This is a genomic window from Streptomyces sp. NPDC014006 (assembly GCF_043088925.1).
In the GTDB taxonomy this organism is placed as follows: domain Bacteria; phylum Actinomycetota; class Actinomycetes; order Streptomycetales; family Streptomycetaceae; genus Streptomyces.
This window is the reverse complement of record NZ_JBICAJ010000012.1, coordinates 197,486-215,200: the sequence shown is the minus strand read 5'-3', so window position 1 is coordinate 215,200 and position 17,715 is coordinate 197,486. Positions and strand designations below refer to the sequence as shown.

Annotated in this window: 17 protein-coding genes and 1 riboswitch; of the genes, 7 read left to right on the top strand and 10 right to left on the bottom strand. The window is 70.6% G+C overall.

What is annotated here, in order from left to right; all coding sequences use genetic code 11:
- The first annotated feature begins 43 nt into the window (after positions 1–43).
- The 7 genes from ACF1GV_RS33680 (at position 44) to ACF1GV_RS33650 (ending at position 6,865) form a co-directional block, all read left to right on the top strand.
- Positions 44–595: an Lrp/AsnC family transcriptional regulator gene (locus ACF1GV_RS33680; RefSeq protein WP_391688712.1), complete on the top strand. Its 552-nt coding sequence runs from the start codon at positions 44–46 to the stop codon at positions 593–595.
- Positions 596–597: 2 nt separating this feature from the next.
- The gene (locus ACF1GV_RS33675; protein WP_391688482.1) at positions 598–1,962 is read left to right on the top strand and encodes an aspartate aminotransferase family protein; all 1,365 of its coding nucleotides are present in this window, start codon (positions 598–600) and stop codon (positions 1,960–1,962) included.
- Between the two features lie 260 nt (positions 1,963–2,222).
- Complete coding sequence (locus ACF1GV_RS33670) at positions 2,223–2,963, top strand: ABC transporter ATP-binding protein (protein WP_391688479.1); 741 nt, start codon at positions 2,223–2,225, stop codon at positions 2,961–2,963.
- Positions 2,945–4,336, top strand: coding sequence for a hypothetical protein (locus ACF1GV_RS33665; protein ID WP_391688476.1), 1,392 nt, complete (start codon positions 2,945–2,947; stop codon positions 4,334–4,336). The genes ACF1GV_RS33670 and ACF1GV_RS33665 overlap by 19 nt, the downstream gene beginning before the upstream one ends.
- 100 nt (positions 4,337–4,436) lie before the next feature.
- Complete coding sequence (locus tag ACF1GV_RS33660) at positions 4,437–4,844, top strand: VOC family protein (RefSeq protein ID WP_391688473.1); 408 nt, start codon at positions 4,437–4,439, stop codon at positions 4,842–4,844.
- A gap of 26 nt (positions 4,845–4,870) precedes the next feature.
- The gene (locus tag ACF1GV_RS33655; RefSeq protein ID WP_391688471.1) at positions 4,871–5,995 is read left to right on the top strand and encodes an LOG family protein; all 1,125 of its coding nucleotides are present in this window, start codon (positions 4,871–4,873) and stop codon (positions 5,993–5,995) included.
- A 171-nt stretch (positions 5,996–6,166) separates the two neighbouring features.
- Positions 6,167–6,865 (top strand): LAETG motif-containing sortase-dependent surface protein, encoded by a 699-nt coding sequence (locus ACF1GV_RS33650; RefSeq protein ID WP_391688469.1) that lies wholly within the window; start codon positions 6,167–6,169, stop codon positions 6,863–6,865.
- 80 nt (positions 6,866–6,945) lie between these two features.
- On the opposite strand, the gene ACF1GV_RS33645 is transcribed toward ACF1GV_RS33650, so the two are convergent.
- The 10 genes from ACF1GV_RS33645 to rpsB form a co-directional block, all read right to left on the bottom strand.
- Complete coding sequence (locus ACF1GV_RS33645; protein ID WP_391688466.1) at positions 6,946–7,965, bottom strand: ABC transporter ATP-binding protein; 1,020 nt, start codon at positions 7,963–7,965, stop codon at positions 6,946–6,948.
- On the bottom strand, positions 7,966–9,567 hold the full coding sequence (locus ACF1GV_RS33640; protein WP_391688463.1) for an ABC transporter permease: 1,602 nt from the start codon (positions 9,565–9,567) through the stop codon (positions 7,966–7,968).
- Positions 9,568–9,611: 44 nt separating this feature from the next.
- Positions 9,612–10,700 carry a thiamine ABC transporter substrate binding subunit gene (locus ACF1GV_RS33635; RefSeq protein WP_391688461.1) on the bottom strand — a complete coding sequence of 363 codons (1,089 nt, stop codon included), beginning with the start codon at positions 10,698–10,700 and terminating at the stop codon, positions 9,612–9,614.
- Positions 10,701–10,774: 74 nt separating this feature from the next.
- Positions 10,775–10,883: riboswitch (TPP riboswitch) on the bottom strand.
- A 24-nt stretch (positions 10,884–10,907) separates the two neighbouring features.
- Complete coding sequence (gene rlmN / locus ACF1GV_RS33630) at positions 10,908–12,014, bottom strand: 23S rRNA (adenine(2503)-C(2))-methyltransferase RlmN (RefSeq protein ID WP_391688458.1); 1,107 nt, start codon at positions 12,012–12,014, stop codon at positions 10,908–10,910.
- Between the two features lie 96 nt (positions 12,015–12,110).
- Positions 12,111–12,560, bottom strand: coding sequence for an SRPBCC family protein (locus ACF1GV_RS33625; RefSeq protein WP_391688455.1), 450 nt, complete (start codon positions 12,558–12,560; stop codon positions 12,111–12,113).
- Positions 12,561–12,719: 159 nt separating this feature from the next.
- A complete protein-coding gene (locus tag ACF1GV_RS33620) occupies positions 12,720–13,907 on the bottom strand; it encodes a phosphatidate cytidylyltransferase (protein WP_391688452.1) in 1,188 nt (395 codons plus the stop codon).
- Positions 13,907–14,464, bottom strand: a complete 558-nt coding sequence (frr, locus tag ACF1GV_RS33615; protein WP_363266575.1) for a ribosome recycling factor — start codon at positions 14,462–14,464, stop codon at positions 13,907–13,909. The genes ACF1GV_RS33620 and frr overlap by 1 nt, the downstream gene beginning before the upstream one ends.
- A gap of 144 nt (positions 14,465–14,608) precedes the next feature.
- The gene (gene pyrH, locus ACF1GV_RS33610) at positions 14,609–15,367 is read right to left on the bottom strand and encodes a UMP kinase (protein WP_361627557.1); all 759 of its coding nucleotides are present in this window, start codon (positions 15,365–15,367) and stop codon (positions 14,609–14,611) included.
- A gap of 197 nt (positions 15,368–15,564) precedes the next feature.
- Positions 15,565–16,401, bottom strand: coding sequence for a translation elongation factor Ts (tsf, locus tag ACF1GV_RS33605; protein WP_391688448.1), 837 nt, complete (start codon positions 16,399–16,401; stop codon positions 15,565–15,567).
- 180 nt (positions 16,402–16,581) lie between these two features.
- A complete protein-coding gene (rpsB, locus tag ACF1GV_RS33600; protein ID WP_391688445.1) occupies positions 16,582–17,505 on the bottom strand; it encodes a 30S ribosomal protein S2 in 924 nt (307 codons plus the stop codon).
- Positions 17,506–17,715: the final 210 nt, after the last annotated feature.

Here is a 17,715-nt window from a genome sequence, read left to right as displayed (position 1 = left end):
AACGAATTTCATCGATCAGGGCTTGCACAACTGTCGAGACGTCGTGCACAGTGAGGTCGTGGCCAGTCGAAGCGCAGACCCCAGGGACGCACGGGACTCCCGCGAGTCCCCCCGCGACACCCCTCGTGAGTCCAGGAACGGCAGCAATCCGAATCTGGACGCCGTCTCCCTCGCCATCATCGAACAGCTTCAGGAGGACGGCCGCCGGCCGTACGCCGCCATCGGCAAGGCCGTCGGCCTCTCGGAGGCGGCCGTGCGCCAGCGCGTCCAGAAGCTGCTCGATCAGGGCGTGATGCAGATCGTCGCCGTCACGGACCCGCTCACCGTGGGCTTCCGCAGGCAGGCGATGGTCGGCATCAACGTGGAGGGCGACGTCGAGGCGGTGGCCGACGCGCTGACCGCCATGTCGGAAGTCGAGTACGTGGTGATGACCGCGGGCTCGTTCGACATCCTCGCGGAGATCGTCTGCGAGGACGACGACCACCTGCTGGACGTCATCAACAAACGCATCCGGGCCCTGCCCGGCGTGCGCTCCACCGAGAGCTTCGTCTACCTCAAGCTCAAGAAGCAGACCTACATGTGGGGAACCCGATAACCGTGAGCACAAAGGACCTCAGCAAGTCCGCGTACGACCACCTGTGGATGCACTTCACCCGCATGTCCTCGTACGAGAACTCCCCCGTCCCGACGATCGTCCGGGGCGAGGGCACCTACATCTACGACGACAAGGGCAAGCGCTACCTCGACGGTCTCGCCGGCCTGTTCGTGGTCCAGGCCGGTCACGGCCGCACGGAGCTCGCCGAGACGGCCGCCAAGCAGGCCAAGGAGCTGGCCTTCTTCCCGGTGTGGTCCTACGCCCACCCCAAGGCCGTCGAGCTGGCCGAGCGCCTGGCGAACGAGGCCCCGGGCGACCTGAACAAGGTCTTCTTCACCACCGGCGGCGGCGAGGCCGTCGAGACCGCCTGGAAGCTCGCCAAGCAGTACTTCAAGCTGGTCGGCAAGCCCACCAAGTACAAGGTCATCTCCCGCGCGGTCGCCTACCACGGCACTCCGCAGGGCGCTCTGTCCATCACCGGCCTGCCGGGCCTGAAGGCCCCCTTCGAGCCGCTGGTGCCGGGCGCGCACAAGGTGCCGAACACCAACATCTACCGCGCCCCGCTCTTCGGCGACGACCCCGAGGCCTTCGGCCGCTGGGCCGCCGACCAGATCGAGCAGGAGATCCTCTTCGAGGGCCCCGAGACCGTCGCCGCGGTCTTCCTGGAGCCGGTGCAGAACGCCGGCGGCTGCTTCCCGCCGCCCCCCGGCTACTTCCAGCGCGTGCGCGAGATCTGCGACCAGTACGACGTGCTGCTCGTGTCGGACGAGGTCATCTGCGCCTTCGGCCGCCTCGGCACGACGTTCGCCTGTGACAAGTTCGGCTACGTCCCGGACATGATCACCTGCGCCAAGGGCATGACCTCGGGCTACTCCCCTATCGGCGCGTGCATAGTCTCGGACCGGCTCGCCGAGCCGTTCTACAAGGGCGACAACACCTTCCTGCACGGCTACACCTTCGGCGGTCACCCGGTCTCGGCGGCGGTCGGCCTCGCCAACCTCGACCTGTTCGACAAGGAGAAGCTGAACCAGCACGTCCTCGACAACGAGGGTGCCTTCCTCTCCACGCTGCAGAAGCTGCACGACCTGCCGATCGTCGGCGACGTCCGCGGCAACGGCTTCTTCTACGGCATCGAGCTGGTGAAGGACAAGGCCACCAAGGAGTCCTTCAACGACGAGGAGACCGAGCGCGTCCTGTACGGCTTCCTCTCCAAGGCGCTGTTCGACAACGGCCTGTACTGCCGCGCCGACGACCGTGGCGACCCGGTCATCCAGCTCGCCCCGCCGCTGATCTCCAACCAGGAGACGTTCGACGAGATCGAGCAGATCCTGCGCGCGACGCTGACGGAGGCGTGGACGAAGCTGTGACCGTCCGGACGGCCCTCACCGTCCCGACGTCACCGATCGTCCCGGCGTCCTGATCGGCCATCCCCCGGCCTATCTTCCGTCTGGATGATCATCCCGGCCCCGGTGCCCCGTTCGAGTGAGAAACGGGTGCCCGGGGCCGCGTGCTGTCCGGGCTCCCGGCGTCCGCTGCCTAGCGTGCCAGTGACCGATCGGCCCTGCCCTCGTTCCCCCGCACGGGGGAATGGCACGGGAACTACGGATCTGACACGAGGTGTACGCCCATGGAGGCCCCGCCGGACAACGACGTGCTCTGGGCACGCTCCCTGCACTTCACGCACAGCGACGGCTCCCCCGCGCTTCAAGGGGTCTCGCTCGGCGTGCGCGAGGGCGAGATCCTCGCCGTCGGCGGCCCGCGCGGCAGCGGCAAGACGACGCTGCTGCGCTGCCTGTCCGGACTCGCCCCGGCCCAGAGCGGCGAGGTGTGGTTCAACAGCGTGCCGCTGCACACCATGGGCCCGGTCACCCGCGAGCGCCTGCGCCGCGACCGTTTCGGCTGGATCGACCCCGCCCCGCTGCTGGTGCCCGAGCTGAACGTGTGGGAGAACGCAGCCCTTCCGCTGATGCTGCGCGGCGTCGGCCGGCGCCGCGCCAAGGTCGCCGCCACCGAGTGGCTGGAGCGCGTCGACATCGGCGACAAGGCCCGCCGGCGCCCGCACGAGCTGACCCAGGCCGAGCGGCAGCGCGCCTGCATCGCCCGCGCCCTCGCCCCGGCGCCCACCGTCCTCTTCGCCGACGAGCCCACCGCGCCCCTGTACCGCGCCGACCGCGCGCACGTCCTGCGCACCCTCACCACGGCCGCCCGCTCGCACGGCATCACCGTGGTCCTGGCCACCGCCGACCCGGAGACGGCCGCGCTCGCCGACCGCACCGTGTCGCTGCTCGACGGGCGCCGGGTGAAGACGGTGCACCTGCCGCCGGTCGCCGAGACGGAAGGCCGGACCGCGTGGTCGCTCTCCGTCTGACCCGCGGTGCCCGCCCGGCCGTCCAGCTGCGCCGCCTGCTGGTGGCGGCGGCCTCGGCGGGCACGGGCTTCCTGCTCCTGTGCACCCTCGGCTACGCGCTGGGCCACCCCGGCGCCTCCCCGGCGTCCCTGCTGCTGCGCCTGGCGTGGTGCGTCGTACCGCTGGCCGCCACGGTGTGGTTCGCGCTGGCGGTCGCCCGCACCGACCCCGCGACCAAGCCCCGCCCCGGCCTGTCCGCCGTAGGCCTCGGCCCGGCCCGCCTGATGGCGATCGCGGCCCTGACGACGGCGCTGTCCACCGTGCTGGGCTCGGTGCTGGCCCTGCTGGTCTTCCTGCACCTGCGCGGTGACCTCACCGGCATGCCGTTCGACGGGGCCGCGTCCCAGTTCCTCGCGGCGGACCAGCCCCTGCCGGTGCCCGCGGCGCTGACCCTGCTCGCCGTCCTCCCGGTCACCGCCTCGGCCCTGGTCGCCTTCGCCCGACGCCCCCGCGAACCCCGCCCCCGGCCCACTCCGCACCCCTACGGCCGCTTCGGCGCGTACAGCACCACGGCGGTCCGCGAGACGTTCGGGGCGTACGGCAGGTTCGGCGCACGCCTGCGGGGCAGCGAACCGGTGAGCAGGCCGCAGCCCCCGGCCGGCCCCGCCGCCGGGGCGGCACCGGCCGACACGGACGTGCTCACGCGAGCGCCGGGCGAGGCCACCGATCCCGACGGTCCGCAGGAGACTCCGGCCGAGAGCACCCACCCGGCACCGCCCGCCGAACCCCACCCCACCGCTCTCCTCCCCTGGGGCGTCACCCTTCTCACCGCCGGCCTGGCCACCGAGGCCTACGCCACCCGCACCACCGACCCGACGGCCCTGCCCATGCCCGGCGGTCTGACCACCGGCCCGGTCACCGTCCTCCTCGGCTGGCTGCTCACCGCCGCCGGCCTGGCCCTCGCCGGGCCCGGACTCACCCATCTCACCGGCCGCCTGCTGCAGGCCGTCCGCCCGGGTGCCCTGCGCCTGCTCGCCGGGCGCGTGCTGATGGCGGAGGCCACCCGCATCGGCCGTCCCCTCGGTGTCGTCTGCGCCGTCGCGTCGGCCGCGTTCGCCACGACCGCCCTGCGCGACGACGGCTCGCCCGCGCTCGGCCCGCTGACCACGCTGGGCGCCCTCGTCGTCGCCGGCTGCGCGATGGCGACCCTGTTCACCGCCGCCGTGGAGGCCCGCCAAGACCGGGCCGACACCATCGCGGCACTGCTCCGGCTCGGCGCCCCGCCCACGATGCTGCGCTCCGCCGCGGCCCTGCGCGCGGCCGCCCTGCTGGCCGTCTTCGGCCCGTTGACGCTGCTGGTGGCGGAACTGGCCGCGCTGCCCCTCGCCCGCTGAGCACACCGGGACGAAAAAGTGTCCCCGGCCACCGATGAGTTCCGTCGTCTCCGGGCGTCTACCCCCTCGACAACACCGCGCCACCAACGGGAGAGGCCGCATGTCCCAGCAGATGATCTTCGTGAACCTGCCCGTGAACGACCTCGAGGCCTCGAAGAAGTTCTTCACCGGCCTCGGCTACACGATCAACCCCCAGTTCAGCGACGAGAACGCCGCGTCGGTCGTCATCAGCGACACGATCGTCGTGATGCTGCTGACGAAGCCCTTCTACGCGACCTTCACCGACAAGGGGATCGCCGACACGAAGACGACCAGCGAGGTGCTGATCTGTCTGAGCGCCGAGAGCCGCGACAAGGTCGACGAGCTGGTCGACCGGGCGATCGAGATCGGCGGCACCGCGACCGGCAAGACGCAGGACATGGGCTTCATGTACGGCCGTGCCTTCGACGACCTCGACGGCCACACCTGGGAGATCATGTGGATGGACCCGGCGGCCGTGCAGGGCTGACGGACCCCCTTGCCTAGCATGGGCGGGTGCACCCGACACCCGCCCAGCCGTACGACGGCTCCCATGACCGTGAGATCGAGTCCCTCGCCCGGTTCGACGAGGTGGTCGCCCGGCGCGGCACTCTCGCCGGGTTCCGGGTCCAGGCTGTGGACCTGACGGACCGTACGGACGTGCTGCTGTCCGTGGAAACCGCCGGCGCCATCTTCCTCGGCTGCCCGATGACCCCCGAGGCAGCCGCCCGCGTCCGGGCTTCCGACGCCCTGGTCTTCCCGCCCGTCCCCGGCCTGCCGTTCGACCCCTACCGGGGGTTCGTCTACTCCGCCGAGGAACTCTTCGCCGGCCTCGACCGCGGCTACGAGGCCACCCCGGACGCGCTCGCCTACGCCTGGTTCCAGCAGACGAAGGCCGACGGCGACATATTCGCCTCCATGCTGCGCTCGATCCACGACGACGCGGTCTCCGACGCCCTCGACGAAGTCCTCGCCGGCGCCCGGGTCGTGGGGGTGATGGGCGGCCACGCGATGGCGCGCGGAAGCCGGGAGTACGCCGGTGCCGCCCGCCTCGGCCGCGCCCTGGCCCACAACGGCCTCACCGTGGCGACGGGCGGCGGCCCCGGCGCGATGGAGGCGGCGAACCTCGGCGCGTACACGGCGCCCTTCGACGACGACATGCTGACCGCGGCCCTCGAACTCCTCGCCCCGGTACCGTCGTTCAGGCCCTCGGTCACCGACTGGGCGCGGGCCGCGTTCGAGGTGCGCGCCCGCTGGCCGCGCGGCGGCACGTCGATCGGCATCCCGACGTGGTTCTACGGCCACGAGCCGCCGAACCCGTTCGCCACGCACATCGCCAAGTACTTCGCCAACGCCACCCGTGAGGACGGCCTGCTGGCCCGCTGCACCGCCGGAGTGGTGTTCCTGCCGGGTGCGGCCGGCACCGTACAGGAGATCTTCGACAACGCGACGCCGAACTACTACGAGTCCCGCGGCGAGGTGACGCCGATGGTGCTGGTGGACCGGGCGCACTGGACGGAGCGGCTGCCGGCCTGGCCGCTGGTGCAGTCGCTCGCCCGGGACCGCTCGATGGCGTCCCGGATCGCGCTGGTCGACCGGATCGATGAGGCGCCCGAGGCGTTGAAACATCTCGCCGGTTAATAAGAGGGCAAAGGCAACGCCCCCGGCGGGCATATGCGTTGACACTTCTTATGGAACGCTTATAAACCTGTGAGCCTCATGGGGGCTGTGGTGCCGGGCGGTTGTGATCGCATCCCCTCGGCGCCGCAACTCCCCTTCAACCCCCCGCAGTTGCATCCCGTAAGGACAAACGTGTCCATATCCCGCCGTACCGCCGCCCGTTCCGTGCGCGCCCTCGGGGTCGCCTCCGCCGCGGCGGCGCTCGCGCTCGGAGTCGCCGGCAACGCGCTCGCCTGTGACATCAGCGAATTCTCCGCCAAGGCCGCGTGCGAGGGTGACAAGGGTGTCATCACCGTCACCGATGTCGACGCCTCCGGCACCCCGGCCCTCGTCTCCGTCTTCCTGGAGAACAAGGGCAGCGACGACCACAAGGTCGGCGAGCAGACCGTCACCGGCTCGTCCGAGGGTGTGACCATCACCTTCGCCGAGGACTGGAAGCCGAACGCCGTCTACCGCGTCCGCGTCCTGGCCGGCGACACGAAGCACCCGATCGTGGACAAGGACATCACGCCGAACCTCACCACGCCGCCCACCACCTGCAAGAAGGGCACCCCGACGACGCCTCCGGCCCCGCCGACCAGCCCGGCGCCGAAGCCGTCGCCGTCCGCTCCGGCCGAGGACACGCCGAGCCCGTCGGCTCCGGCGAGCACCGCCCCCGCGGGCACCGTGAGCAACGCCCCGTCCCCGGCGGTCGGTGACTCCAACCTCGCCGAGACCGGTGCGAACTCCAACACCGGCATGATCGCCGGCATCGCGGGCGCCCTGGTCGTGGTCGGCGGCGGCGCCGTCTTCCTCGGCATGCGCCGCCGCGGGGCCAAGGACAACGGCTGACCCCGCACACACGACGGCCCGTCCCCAAAAGATCGGGGGCGGGCCGTTCGCCTGCCCGCCGGCCGTGCCGGAAGCGTCCCTCAGCCGAGGACGACGACCTCGGCCCCGTCGAAGGCGACGCCCACCTCGGCGCCGACCTCTGGCGCCTCACGCAGCGCGCAGGCCGCCTCCAGACGGGGCGCGTCCTCGGGCTGGAGACGGACGGCGACATGGGTGCCGCGGAAAGTGCGGGCGGTGACGGTGCAGCGCAGGCCCTGCGCCACCTCGGTCAGCCGGACCCCGGCCGGGCGGACCAGCAGGTCGCGCGGCCCCTGCGGGGAGCCGTCGGGCACCGGCAGCTTGCCCCAGGGAGTATCGGCCGCCTCGCCGACGACGGTCCCCGGCACCACGTTGTCGAAGCCGAGGAAGCGGGCGACGAACGCGTCCGCCGGATGCTGCCACACCTCGAGGGGTGTGCCGGACTGGGCGATGCGCCCGTCCCGCATCACCACGACCCGGTCGGCGAGCGCGAACGCCTCACCCTGGTCGTGGGTGACGGCGAGCACGGTGGTGCCCAACCGGCCGAACAGCTCCCGCAGTTCGACGACCAGGCGCTCGCGCAGCGAACGGTCCAGCTGACCCAGCGGTTCGTCCAGCATCAGCAGCCGGGGGCGCGGCGCGAGCGCCCGGGCGAGCGCGACCCGCTGCTGCTCACCCCCGGACAGCGCGGCCACGGCCCGCCGCCCGGCACCGGGCAGACCGACCAACTCCAGCAACTCCTGGACGCGCTCGCCCTGTTCGCCCTTGCCGGTGCCGTGCATACGCAGCCCGAAGGCGACGTTCCCGGCGACGTCGCGCTGCGGGAAGAGCTGGTGATCCTGGAACATCAGCCCCACGCCCCGCTTGTGCGCGGGCACCTTCGCCTGGTCGTGGCCGTCCAGCAGGATCCGGCCCGCGTCCAGCGGCTGGAGCCCGGCGACCGCCCGCAGCAGCGTTGACTTGCCGCTGCCGCTGGGGCCGAGCACGCACACCACCTCGTGCTCGGCGACATCGAGGTCGACGGCGTCGAGGACGGTCCGCTCGCCGAAGCGGACGGTCGCGGCGTCGAGGCTGAGCAGCATCTAGAACTCCCCCGTCCGGTCGGGCACCCGCAGGCTCTCCAGGACGAGCAGCGCCACGGCACACACCACCATCAGAATCGTCGACAGGGCCATCGCCTGCCCGTAGTTGAGGTCACCGGGCCGCGCCAGCAGCCGGGCCACGGCCACCGGCAGCGTCGGGGTGTCGGCCCGCGCGATGAACACGGTCGCCCCGAACTCGCCCAGCGACACGGCGAAGGCGAACCCGGCGGCGATCAGCAGGGCCCGCCGCACCATCGGCAGATCGACCTCCCGCCACACCCGCCACGGTGAGGCCCCGAGCACGGTCGCCGCCTCCCGCAGCCGTGCGTCGACCGCGCGCAGCACGGGCAGCATGGTCCGGACGACGAAGGGGACGCCGACGAGCGCCTGCGCGAGCGGTACCAGGATCCAGGAGCTGCGCAGGTCCAGCGGCGGTTTGTCGAGGGTGATCAGGAAGCCGAAGCCGACGGTCACCGCGGACACGCCGAGCGGCAGCATCAGCAGCGCGTCGAAGCCGCGCACCAGACGTCCGGCGTCCCGGCGGGTCAGCGCGGCGGCGGCGAGCGCGCCGATCAGCAGCGCGATCGCGGTCGCGGCGACGGCGTACTGCAGCGAGTTGCCGATGGCCTCGATCGGCGGGACGAGGAAGGTGTTGCCGTCCTGGCTGGTCAGCGCCCGGTAGTAGCCGAGGCCGCCGTCCAGGGAGCGCTGCACCAGCACCGCGGGCGGCAGCACGAGCAGCACGGCGATGGTGAGCAGCACCCCGCCGAGCAGCGCCCACTGCCCGGCGCCGCGCGGCCGGCGTGCCGTCGTCGCCGCGTCCACCAGTTTCAGGGCGCTCTCCCGGCGCCGTGCCGTCCGGGCGTGTACGGCGAGGATCGCGCCGACCGCGACGAACTGGACAACCGTCAGCACGGCGGCGGTGGACAGGTCGAAGACGTCGGCGGTCTGTCGGTAGATCTCCACCTCCAGGGTGGAGAAGCCGGGGCCACCGAGGATCTGGACGATGCCGAAGGAGGTGAAGCAGAACAGGAACACCATCAGCGCGGCCGCCGCGACCGCCGGCGCGAGCGCGGGCAGGGTGACCGTGCGCCAGGCGGTGAAGCGGGACGCCCCGAGCATCCGCGCCGCGTCCTCCTGGCGCGGGTCGAGCTGCGCCCACAGTCCGCCGACGGTCCGCACGACGACGGCGTAGTTGAAGAAGACGTGGGCGAGCAGGATCGCCCACACGGTGGTGTCCAGCCGTACGCCCCACAGCTGGTCGAGCAGGCCCCCGCGGCCGACCAGCGCGAGGAAGGCGGTGCCGACGACGACGGTCGGCAGCACGAACGGCACCGTCACCACCGCCCGCAGCAGCCGCTTGCCGGGAAAGTCGAAGCGGGCGAAGACATAGGCGCCGGGCAGCCCGAGCAGCAGGGTGAGCCCGGCGGAGACCAGCGCCTGCCAGGTGGTGAACCACAGCACGTGCCGGATGTCGGACTGCCCGAGGACGTCGGTGAGCCGCCCGAACTGCCAGGCGCCGTCGACCTTGAGCCCGCGGGCGACGATCGCGGCCACGGGGTAGGCGAAGAACACGGCGAAGAACGCGACGGGCAGGGCCATCAGGCCGAGCCGCGCCGCGTTCCCCGCGCGGTCCGGGCGCCGGGCTACTTCAGTACGAGTGAGGTCCACTGCTTGACCCACTGGTCGCGGTGGTCGGCGATCTTGGCCGGCGCCAGGGTCTCGGGGTCCTTGGCCGCGGGGCCGTACCGGGTGAACTCGGCGGGCACCTTGGCGCCGTCGAGCACCGGGTAGACGAACATGTTCAGCGGCATGTCCTGCTGGAACTCCTTGGAGACCAGGAAGTCGATCAGCGCCTTGCCGCCCTTGGTGTTCTTCGCGTTGCTGAGCAGCCCGGCGAACTCGATCTGCCGGAAGCAGGTGCCGGCCGCGACGCCGGTCGGCGCGGTCTTCGGCTGCGGCTTGGCGAAGACGACCTCGGCGGGCGGGGAGGAGGCGTACGAGACGACCAGCGGCCGGTCGCCGTGCGCCTTCTTGCCGCCGGACGAGCCGGAGAACTCCTGGTCGTAGGCCTGCTCCCAGCCGTCGACCACCTTCACGCCGTTGGCCTTGAGCTTCTTCCAGTAGTCCTGCCAGCCGGCGTCGCCGTACTTGGCGGCGGTGCCGAGCAGGAAGCCGAGGCCGGGCGAGGAAGTGGACGCGTTTTCCGTGACGAGGAGGTTCTTGTACTCCGGCTTGACCAGGTCGTCGAAGGAAGCCGGCGGGGTCAGCTTGTGGTCGGCGAAGTACTTCTTGTCGTAGTTGACGCAGATGTCGCCGAAGTCGATCGGGGTGACCCGGTGCTTGCCCTGGTCCAGCTGGTACCGGGCGCCGATGGCGCCGAGCCCCTTGGCCTGGTACGGCTGGAAGAGGCCGTTGTCCAGGGCGCGGGAGAGCAGGGTGTTGTCGACGCCGAAGAAGACGTCGCCCTGCGGGTTGTCCTTGGTGAGGATGGCCTTGTTGACGGCCTGCCCGGCGTCGCCGCCGGGGAGGACCTTGACCTTGTACCCGGACTGCTTCTCGAAGTCCGCGAGGACGTTCTTGGACACGGCCCACGAGTCGTGGCTGACGAGCGTGACGGTCTTGGACTCGGCGGCGGTCTTCTCGCTCCCGCCGGACGACCCGCACGCGGACAGCGTGACGAGGCCGAGGCCGACCACCACGACCGTGGCCTTCTTGGTGATGCTCACTGACATTCCTCCTGGAGTGACCAGGAAGAGACGCGGCCCTGCCCGGGACGTCTCGCGACGGCCCGGGCAGGGCGCAACAGCTCGAGTGATGACCGATCTCCCTACCCAGAATGACCTGGGCGAGGTTCGGAGGGTCTGCGGCCCTGTCCGCCGCACTCTCAGCGCTGTGGCGCTCCCCTGTCGGAATATGTAGATGTACTGACGCCAGTCAGATTACCGCTCGGTGGCGGCGAGCTGACCACACGCCCCGTCGATCTCCTGCCCACGGGTGTCCCGGATCGTCACCGGTACACCATGGGCGGCGATGGCCTCGACGAACGCCTTCTCGTCCTCGGGCCGGGAGGCGGTCCACTTGGACCCCGGCGTCGGGTTCAGCGGAATGAGATTGACGTGCACGGGCTTGCCCTTGAGCAGCCGCCCCAGCCGGTCCCCGCGCCACGCCTGATCGTTGATGTCCCGGATCAGCGCGTACTCGATGGACAGCCGCCGCCCGCTCTTCTCGACGTATTCGAACCCGGCGTCGAGCACCTCGCGCACCTTCCACCGCGTGTTCACGGGGACGAGGGTGTCGCGCAGCTCGTCGTCCGGGGCGTGCAGCGAGATCGCCAGCCGGCACTTGAAGCCCTCGTCGGCGAACCGGTGGATGGCGGGCACGAGGCCGACCGTCGACACGGTGATGCCGCGCTGCGACAGCCCGAGGCCGTCGGGCGCGGGATCGGTGAGCGCGCGAATGGCCCCGACGACCCGCTTGTAGTTGGCGAGCGGCTCGCCCATGCCCATGAAGACGATGTTGGACAGCCGGGAGGCCCCACCGGGGATCTCCCCGTCCCGGAGCGCCCGCATGCCCTCGACGATCTGATGCACGATCTCGGCGGTGGACAGATTGCGATCCAGCCCGGCCTGCCCGGTCGCACAGAACGGGCAGTTCATGCCACACCCGGCCTGCGAGCTGATGCACATGGTGACCCGGTCCGGATACCGCATCAGCACGGACTCGACGAGCGTCCCGTCGAACAGCCGCCACAGCGTCTTGCGCGTGGTCCCCTCGTCGGTCGACAGATGCCGCACGACGGTCATCAGCTCGGGGAACAGCGCCTCCCGCAGCCTGTCACGCGCCCCGGCGGGGATGTCGGTCCACTGCTCCGGCTCGTGCGCGTACCGCGCGAAGTAGTGCTGCGACAGTTGCTTGGCGCGAAACGGCTTCTCCCCGATCTCGGCCACGACCGCCTTGCGCTCGGCAGGCGAAAGATCGGCAAGATGCCGCGGCGGCGTCTTGGCTCCGCGCGGCGCGACAAAAGTAAGTTCTCCGGGCTTGGGCATGGTGGTACCAGTGTCGCAGATCGACTCGGGTGGCCCGCCCGGCCGGTTCGGCCACCCGTTACGTCGGTCAGGGGCGCGGCAGCGGTTCGGCAAGCCCTACGCCGTCGTGTGCTCCAGGTGCTGCTTGAGCAGCTGCTCGTTGCGCGGGAACTCCTTGCGGACCTGGGGGCGTACGACGAGGGGGATGAGGACCTTGCCGAGGCCGTGGCCCTCGAAGTCGAGGTCCACGGTCAGCCGGGTGCGCCGGCCCTCGTCGACGGGGGTGACCTCGCCGCGGAAGGTGCCGCGCACCGGCCCGTCGATCCCGTGGACGCTCCACGAGCGGCCCGGCTTGTACTCGGTGCACTGCATCGTCATGGGAACGTCGCGGCGGCCGATGTGCCGGGTGACCCGGACCCGGGAACCGAGTCCGAACGGGCCGTCGTCGAGCTGTTCGGCGGACACCGCGCTGGCCTGCCACTCCGGCAGGTGGGCGGGGTCGGTGACGAACGTCCACACTTCGTCGGGGCGGCAGTCGAGAACGATCTCATCGTGGAAACCGGACATGGTGGCCCCCTTTCCAGGGTGAGCCGGTTCGGGGCTTACACCCGAAATCGTCCCACCGCATCCGTCGCCCAGCCATCCAGAAGACAGAAGGCCGGGCCGTACGACGACGAGCCCCGCCCTCCGCTCAGGAGGACGGGGCTCCACAGCCGTGCGCGCCGGTCAGCCGGCGCCGACGAACAGCACCAGCAGCAGCCACACCACCGGAGCCGTCGGCAGCAGCGAGTCGAGGCGGTCCATGATGCCGCCGTGTCCGGGGAGCAGCGTGCCCATGTCCTTGATGCCCAGGTCCCGCTTGATCATGGACTCGCCGAGATCGCCCAGCGTGGCGCTCGCCGCGACCGCGAGGCCGAGCAGCAGCCCCTGCCACCAGGTGCCGTCGTCGATCAGGAACTCCAGGCACAGCGCGCCGGCGACCATCGCGAACGTCACGGCGCCGAGCAGGCCCTCGCGGGTCTTGCCGGGGCTGATCCGCGGGGCGAGCTTGTGCTTGCCGAAGCGCCAGCCGACGGCGTACGCGCCGGTGTCGCTGACCACCGTGAGGAGCAGGAAGGTCAGCACCCGCCAGGGGCCGTCGTCGGCGGTGAGCATCATCGCGACGAACGTCGCCAGGAACGGCACGTAGAAGGCCGCGAAGACGCCCGCCGTGACGTCCTTGAGGTAGCCCTCCGGCGGCTCGGTCATCCGCCAGACCAGTACCGCGAGCGTCGTGAGCGCCATGGCGACCCACGCGCCCTCGGCGCCGCGCACGTACCCGGCGACCACCATCGCGGCGCCGCCGACCGCGAGCGGCACCAGGGGCGCGCGGATCTCCTTGCGCTCCTGCAGCCTGCTGGTCAGCTCCCACAGGCCGACGACGACGGCGACGGCGATCACGCCGACGAACACGGCCTTGACGATGAACAGGGAGGCGATGATGACCGCACCGAGCCCGACGCCGACCCCTATGGCGGAGCTCAGGTCGCGGCCCGCGCTCTTCTTCTGCGGGGCGGGCGCCGGCTGCGGGGCGTCGGGCATGGGCTCCGGATTCTGCTCGCGGAAGGTGTCGGTACGGACGCGGTGGTCGCGGAGGTCGTCGTCCCGGAGGCTGTCGGCACGGACGTTCCCGCCGCGCGCGTTCTCGTCGCGGAACAAGGGGCCGCTCAGCCGAGCGGCCCCCCGGTCGTCATCCTGGTCTCCGCCGTGTGCGGGTCCGTCGGGCACGATGGGCATGGGGCGAGTCTGCTGCGCTTCCTGCGCATCGTACGCGGGACCCGCCGGGCCGGAGCCCGGGACGGGCCCCTGGTCGGCGGGGCCCCAGTACCCGGCCTGCCCGGCGTGGGGCGGCGCCCCCCAGGAAGAGTCGTTCATCAGACCTCGAGCAGTTCCGCTTCCTTGTGCTTGAGGAGCTCGTCCACCTGGGCGACGTACTTCGACGTCAGGTCGTCGAGTTCCTTCTCCGCACGGCGGCCCTCGTCCTCGCCGACCTCGCCGTCCTTGATCAGCTTGTCGATGGCGTCCTTGGCCTTGCGGCGCACGGAGCGGATGGAGACCTTGGCGTCCTCGCCCTTGCTGCGGGCGACCTTGATGTACTCGCGGCGGCGCTCCTCGGTCAGCTCGGGGAACACCACCCGGATGATGTTGCCGTCGTTGCTCGGGTTGACGCCCAGGTCGGAGTCGCGGATCGCCTGCTCGATGTTGCGCAGGGCGGTCTTGTCGAACGGGGTCACGACGGCCATGCGCGGCTCCGGCACGGAGAACGAGGCCAGCTGGTTGATCGGCGTCGGCGCGCCGTAGTACTCGGCCACGATCTTGTTGAACATCGCCGGGTGCGCACGGCCGGTGCGGATCGCGGCGAAGTCCTCCTTGGCGACCACGACGGCCTTCTCCATCTTCTCCTCGGCCTCGAGGAGGGTCTCTTCGATCACCACTTGCTCCTGCGTGTCTTGAGTAGGCCCGGCTGCGGTTCCTGGCTGTGGTCGGCGGCCGGCTGCGTCGCGTCTTCTTCCTGCACGGTTCCCGACCTGCAGGACATTGTCCATCCCCCGGTCAGGGTCGGGGTGATTCTCCGGTCAGTCCCGGCTGCCCTGTTCACCCACGAGCGTGCCGATCTTCTCACCCTTGACGGCGCGGGCGATATTGCCCTCCTTCAGGAGCTCGAAGACCACGATCGGGAGCTTGTTGTCGCGGCAGAGCGTGATGGCCGTGGCATCGGCGACCTTCAGGTCGCGGGTGATGACCTCGCCGTAGCCGAGCGAGTCGAACTTCACGGCGTCCGGGTTGGCCTTCGGGTCGGAGTCGTAGACCCCGTCCACGCCGTTCTTGCCCATGAGCAGGGCCTCGGCGTCGATCTCCAGGGCGCGCTGGGCGGCGGTGGTGTCGGTGGAGAAGTACGGCATGCCCATACCGGCGCCGAAGATCACCACGCGGCCCTTCTCCAGGTGCCGCACGGCGCGCAGCGGGATGTACGGCTCCGCGACCTGGCCCATGGTGATGGCGGTCTGGACGCGGGAGACGATGCCCTCCTTCTCCAGGAAGTCCTGGAGGGCGAGGCAGTTCATCACGGTGCCGAGCATGCCCATGTAGTCCGAGCGGGCGCGGTCCATGCCGCGCTGCTGCAGCTCGGCCCCGCGGAAGAAGTTGCCCCCGCCGATGACGACGGCGACCTGCGCGCCGTCACGCACGACGGCTGCGATCTCACGGGCGATCGCGTGCACCACGTCCGGGTCGACGCCCAGCCCACCGCCGCCGGAGAAGGCCTCTCCGGACAGCTTCAGCAGAAACCGGCCGCGTACTTTGCCGTCATCGCTCTTGTCGGGCTTGGTGGTCATGGGGATCCCGCCTCTTTCAACGTGGTGCACATGCGAAGAAGGCCATTGCCGGCGGGGCGTGGTTCACATCCCATGCGGCAATGGCCTCCTCGTCAGATCTGCTGCCGTCCGTCACGCGCGCGTGTGACGCCGTGCGCGAACGGCAGGGACGACTGATGTCGACCCTATCGGGGTCGAGCGTCGATCGCCGTACGGACTCAGATGCCGACCTTGATGCGCGAGAAGCGCTTCAGGGTGACACCGGCCTCCTGCAGAACCTTCTCGACGCTCTTCTTGTTGTCCAGCGCGTACGGCTGGCCGAGGAGCGTGGCGTCCTTGAAGAAGCCGTTGAGGCGACCCTCGACGATCTTGGCGATCGCGGCCTCGGGCTTGCCTTCGGCGCGGGTGGTCTCCTCGGCGATGCGGCGCTCGGACTCGACGACGTCGGCCGGGATCTCGTCCTTGGAGAGGAACTTCGGCGCGAAGGCGGCGATGTGCTGGGCGACGCCCTTGGCGACCTCGGCGTTCGGCTTGTCCAGCTCGACGAGGACACCGATCTGCGGGGGCAGGTCGGGCATCGTGCGGTGCATGTAGGCGAGCACGAAGCCGTCGGAGAACTGCGCGAAGCGGTCCAGGACGATCTTCTCGCCGAGGTTGGCGTTGGCCTCGTCCACGAACGCCTGGACGGTCTTGCCGGGCTCGATCTCGGAGGCGAGCAGGGCCTCGATGTCGGCCGGGTTCGTCTTGGCGACGTGCTCGGCGATCGTGTTGGCGACGGCCTGGAACTTCTCGCCCTTGGCGACGAAGTCCGTCTCGCACTTCAGCTCGACCAGGACACCGGAGGAGTTGTCGTCGGCGATGATCGAGACCACGGCGCCGTTCTCGGCGGAGCGGCCCTCGCGCTTGGCGACGCCCTTCTGGCCCTTGATACGCAGCGCCTCGACGGCCTTCTCGACGTTGCCGTCGGCCTCGTCCAGCGCCTTCTTGCAGTCCATCATGCCGGCGCCCGTGAGCTCGCGGAGCTTCTTGACGTCGGCGGCGGTGTAGTTCGCCATGAGTCTGTGAGTCTTTCTCGAAGTCTGGAGGATCCAAGATCTGCGGGGTGCGGACTCCATGTGGTCGGAGGCCGCTGCCCTGCCGCTGACCTACGGGTGAACGGCGGGAGCGGACACGACCGCGCCGGAGGCGCCGTCGGATTCAGTACCGCTCCCGCCGTCAACGCTGACGCTGACGGGTCAGGCCTGCTCGCCCTCGGCGGCCTTCTCGTCCTCGGCGGCCGGCGCGGCCTCGGTGGCCGGAGCCTCCGCAGCCGGGGCCTCCTCGGCCGGAGCCTCGGCAGCCGGAGCCTCGGCGGCCGGGGCAGCGGCTTCCTCGGAGGAGTCAGCCTTCTTCTCACCCTCGAGCAGGTCGCGCTCCCACTCCGCGAGCGGCTCGCCCGCGGCCTTCTCGCCCTTGCCCTCGCCACCGCCGGAGCGGGCGATGAGGCCCTCGGCCACGGCGTCGGCGATCACGCGGGTGAGCAGGGTGACGGAGCGGATCGCGTCGTCGTTGCCCGGGATCTTGTAGTCGACCTCGTCGGGGTCGCAGTTGGTGTCGAGGATCGCGACGACCGGAATGTTCAGCTTCCGGGCCTCACCAACGGCGATGTGCTCCTTCTTGGTGTCCACGATCCAGACGGCGCTGGGCACCTTGGACATCTCGCGGATACCACCGAGGGTCTTCTCCAGCTTGGCCTTCTCGCGCGAGAGCACGAGAAGCTCCTTCTTGGTCAGACCCGACGCGGCGACGTCCTCGAAGTCGATCTGCTCGAGCTCCTTGAGGCGCTGCAGACGCTTGTAGACGGTGGAGAAGTTGGTGAGCATGCCGCCCAGCCAGCGCTGGTTGACGTAGGGCATGCCGACGCGGGTGGCCTGCTCGGCGATGGCCTCCTGCGCCTGCTTCTTCGTGCCGACGAACATGACCGTGCCGCCGTGGGCGACGGTCTCCTTGACGAACTCGTAGGCGCGGTCGATGTACGACAGCGACTGGAGCAGGTCGATGATGTAGATGCCGTTGCGCTCGGTGAAGATGAAGCGCTTCATCTTCGGGTTCCAGCGACGGGTCTGGTGACCGAAGTGGACGCCGCTCTCCAGCAGCTCCCGCATCGTGACGACGGCCATGGCCGTATCTCCTTGAGTTCTCGGTTGTGCCGCGTCCGCCGGACGGCGGTCGCGCCTGACGCCCGCGGTGCGCCGTGCCACGAAGGACCGAGGGGCGCTGATACGGACCGTTTCCGGTGGCCGTAGCGGGGCGTGCGAAGTCGACCCGGTGACCCGGATCGCCAGAAGAAGTGTACGGGACCGGCGGGGCGCCGGGTGACGCCGCTGTCC

Excerpts from the sequence above, each read along its gene's own strand:
- ACF1GV_RS33645 (WP_391688466.1), bottom strand. The coding sequence starts at position 7,965 with ATGCTGCTCAGCCTCGACGCCGCGACCGTCCGCTTCGGCGAGCGGACC.
- rpsB (WP_391688445.1), bottom strand. The coding sequence starts at position 17,505 with ATGGCCGTCGTCACGATGCGGGAGCTGCTGGAGAGCGGCGTCCACTTC.
- ACF1GV_RS33640 (WP_391688463.1), bottom strand. The coding sequence starts at position 9,567 with ATGGCCCTGCCCGTCGCGTTCTTCGCCGTGTTCTTCGCCTACCCCGTG.
- rlmN (WP_391688458.1), bottom strand. The coding sequence starts at position 12,014 with ATGCCCAAGCCCGGAGAACTTACTTTTGTCGCGCCGCGCGGAGCCAAG.
- ACF1GV_RS33660 (WP_391688473.1), top strand. The coding sequence starts at position 4,437 with ATGTCCCAGCAGATGATCTTCGTGAACCTGCCCGTGAACGACCTCGAG.
- ACF1GV_RS33635 (WP_391688461.1), bottom strand. The coding sequence starts at position 10,700 with ATGTCAGTGAGCATCACCAAGAAGGCCACGGTCGTGGTGGTCGGCCTC.
- tsf (WP_391688448.1), bottom strand. The coding sequence starts at position 16,401 with ATGGCGAACTACACCGCCGCCGACGTCAAGAAGCTCCGCGAGCTCACG.
- ACF1GV_RS33625 (WP_391688455.1), bottom strand. The coding sequence starts at position 12,560 with ATGTCCGGTTTCCACGATGAGATCGTTCTCGACTGCCGCCCCGACGAA.
- ACF1GV_RS33670 (WP_391688479.1), top strand. The coding sequence starts at position 2,223 with ATGGAGGCCCCGCCGGACAACGACGTGCTCTGGGCACGCTCCCTGCAC.
- ACF1GV_RS33620 (WP_391688452.1), bottom strand. The coding sequence starts at position 13,907 with ATGAACGACTCTTCCTGGGGGGCGCCGCCCCACGCCGGGCAGGCCGGG.
- pyrH (WP_361627557.1), bottom strand. The coding sequence starts at position 15,367 with ATGACCACCAAGCCCGACAAGAGCGATGACGGCAAAGTACGCGGCCGG.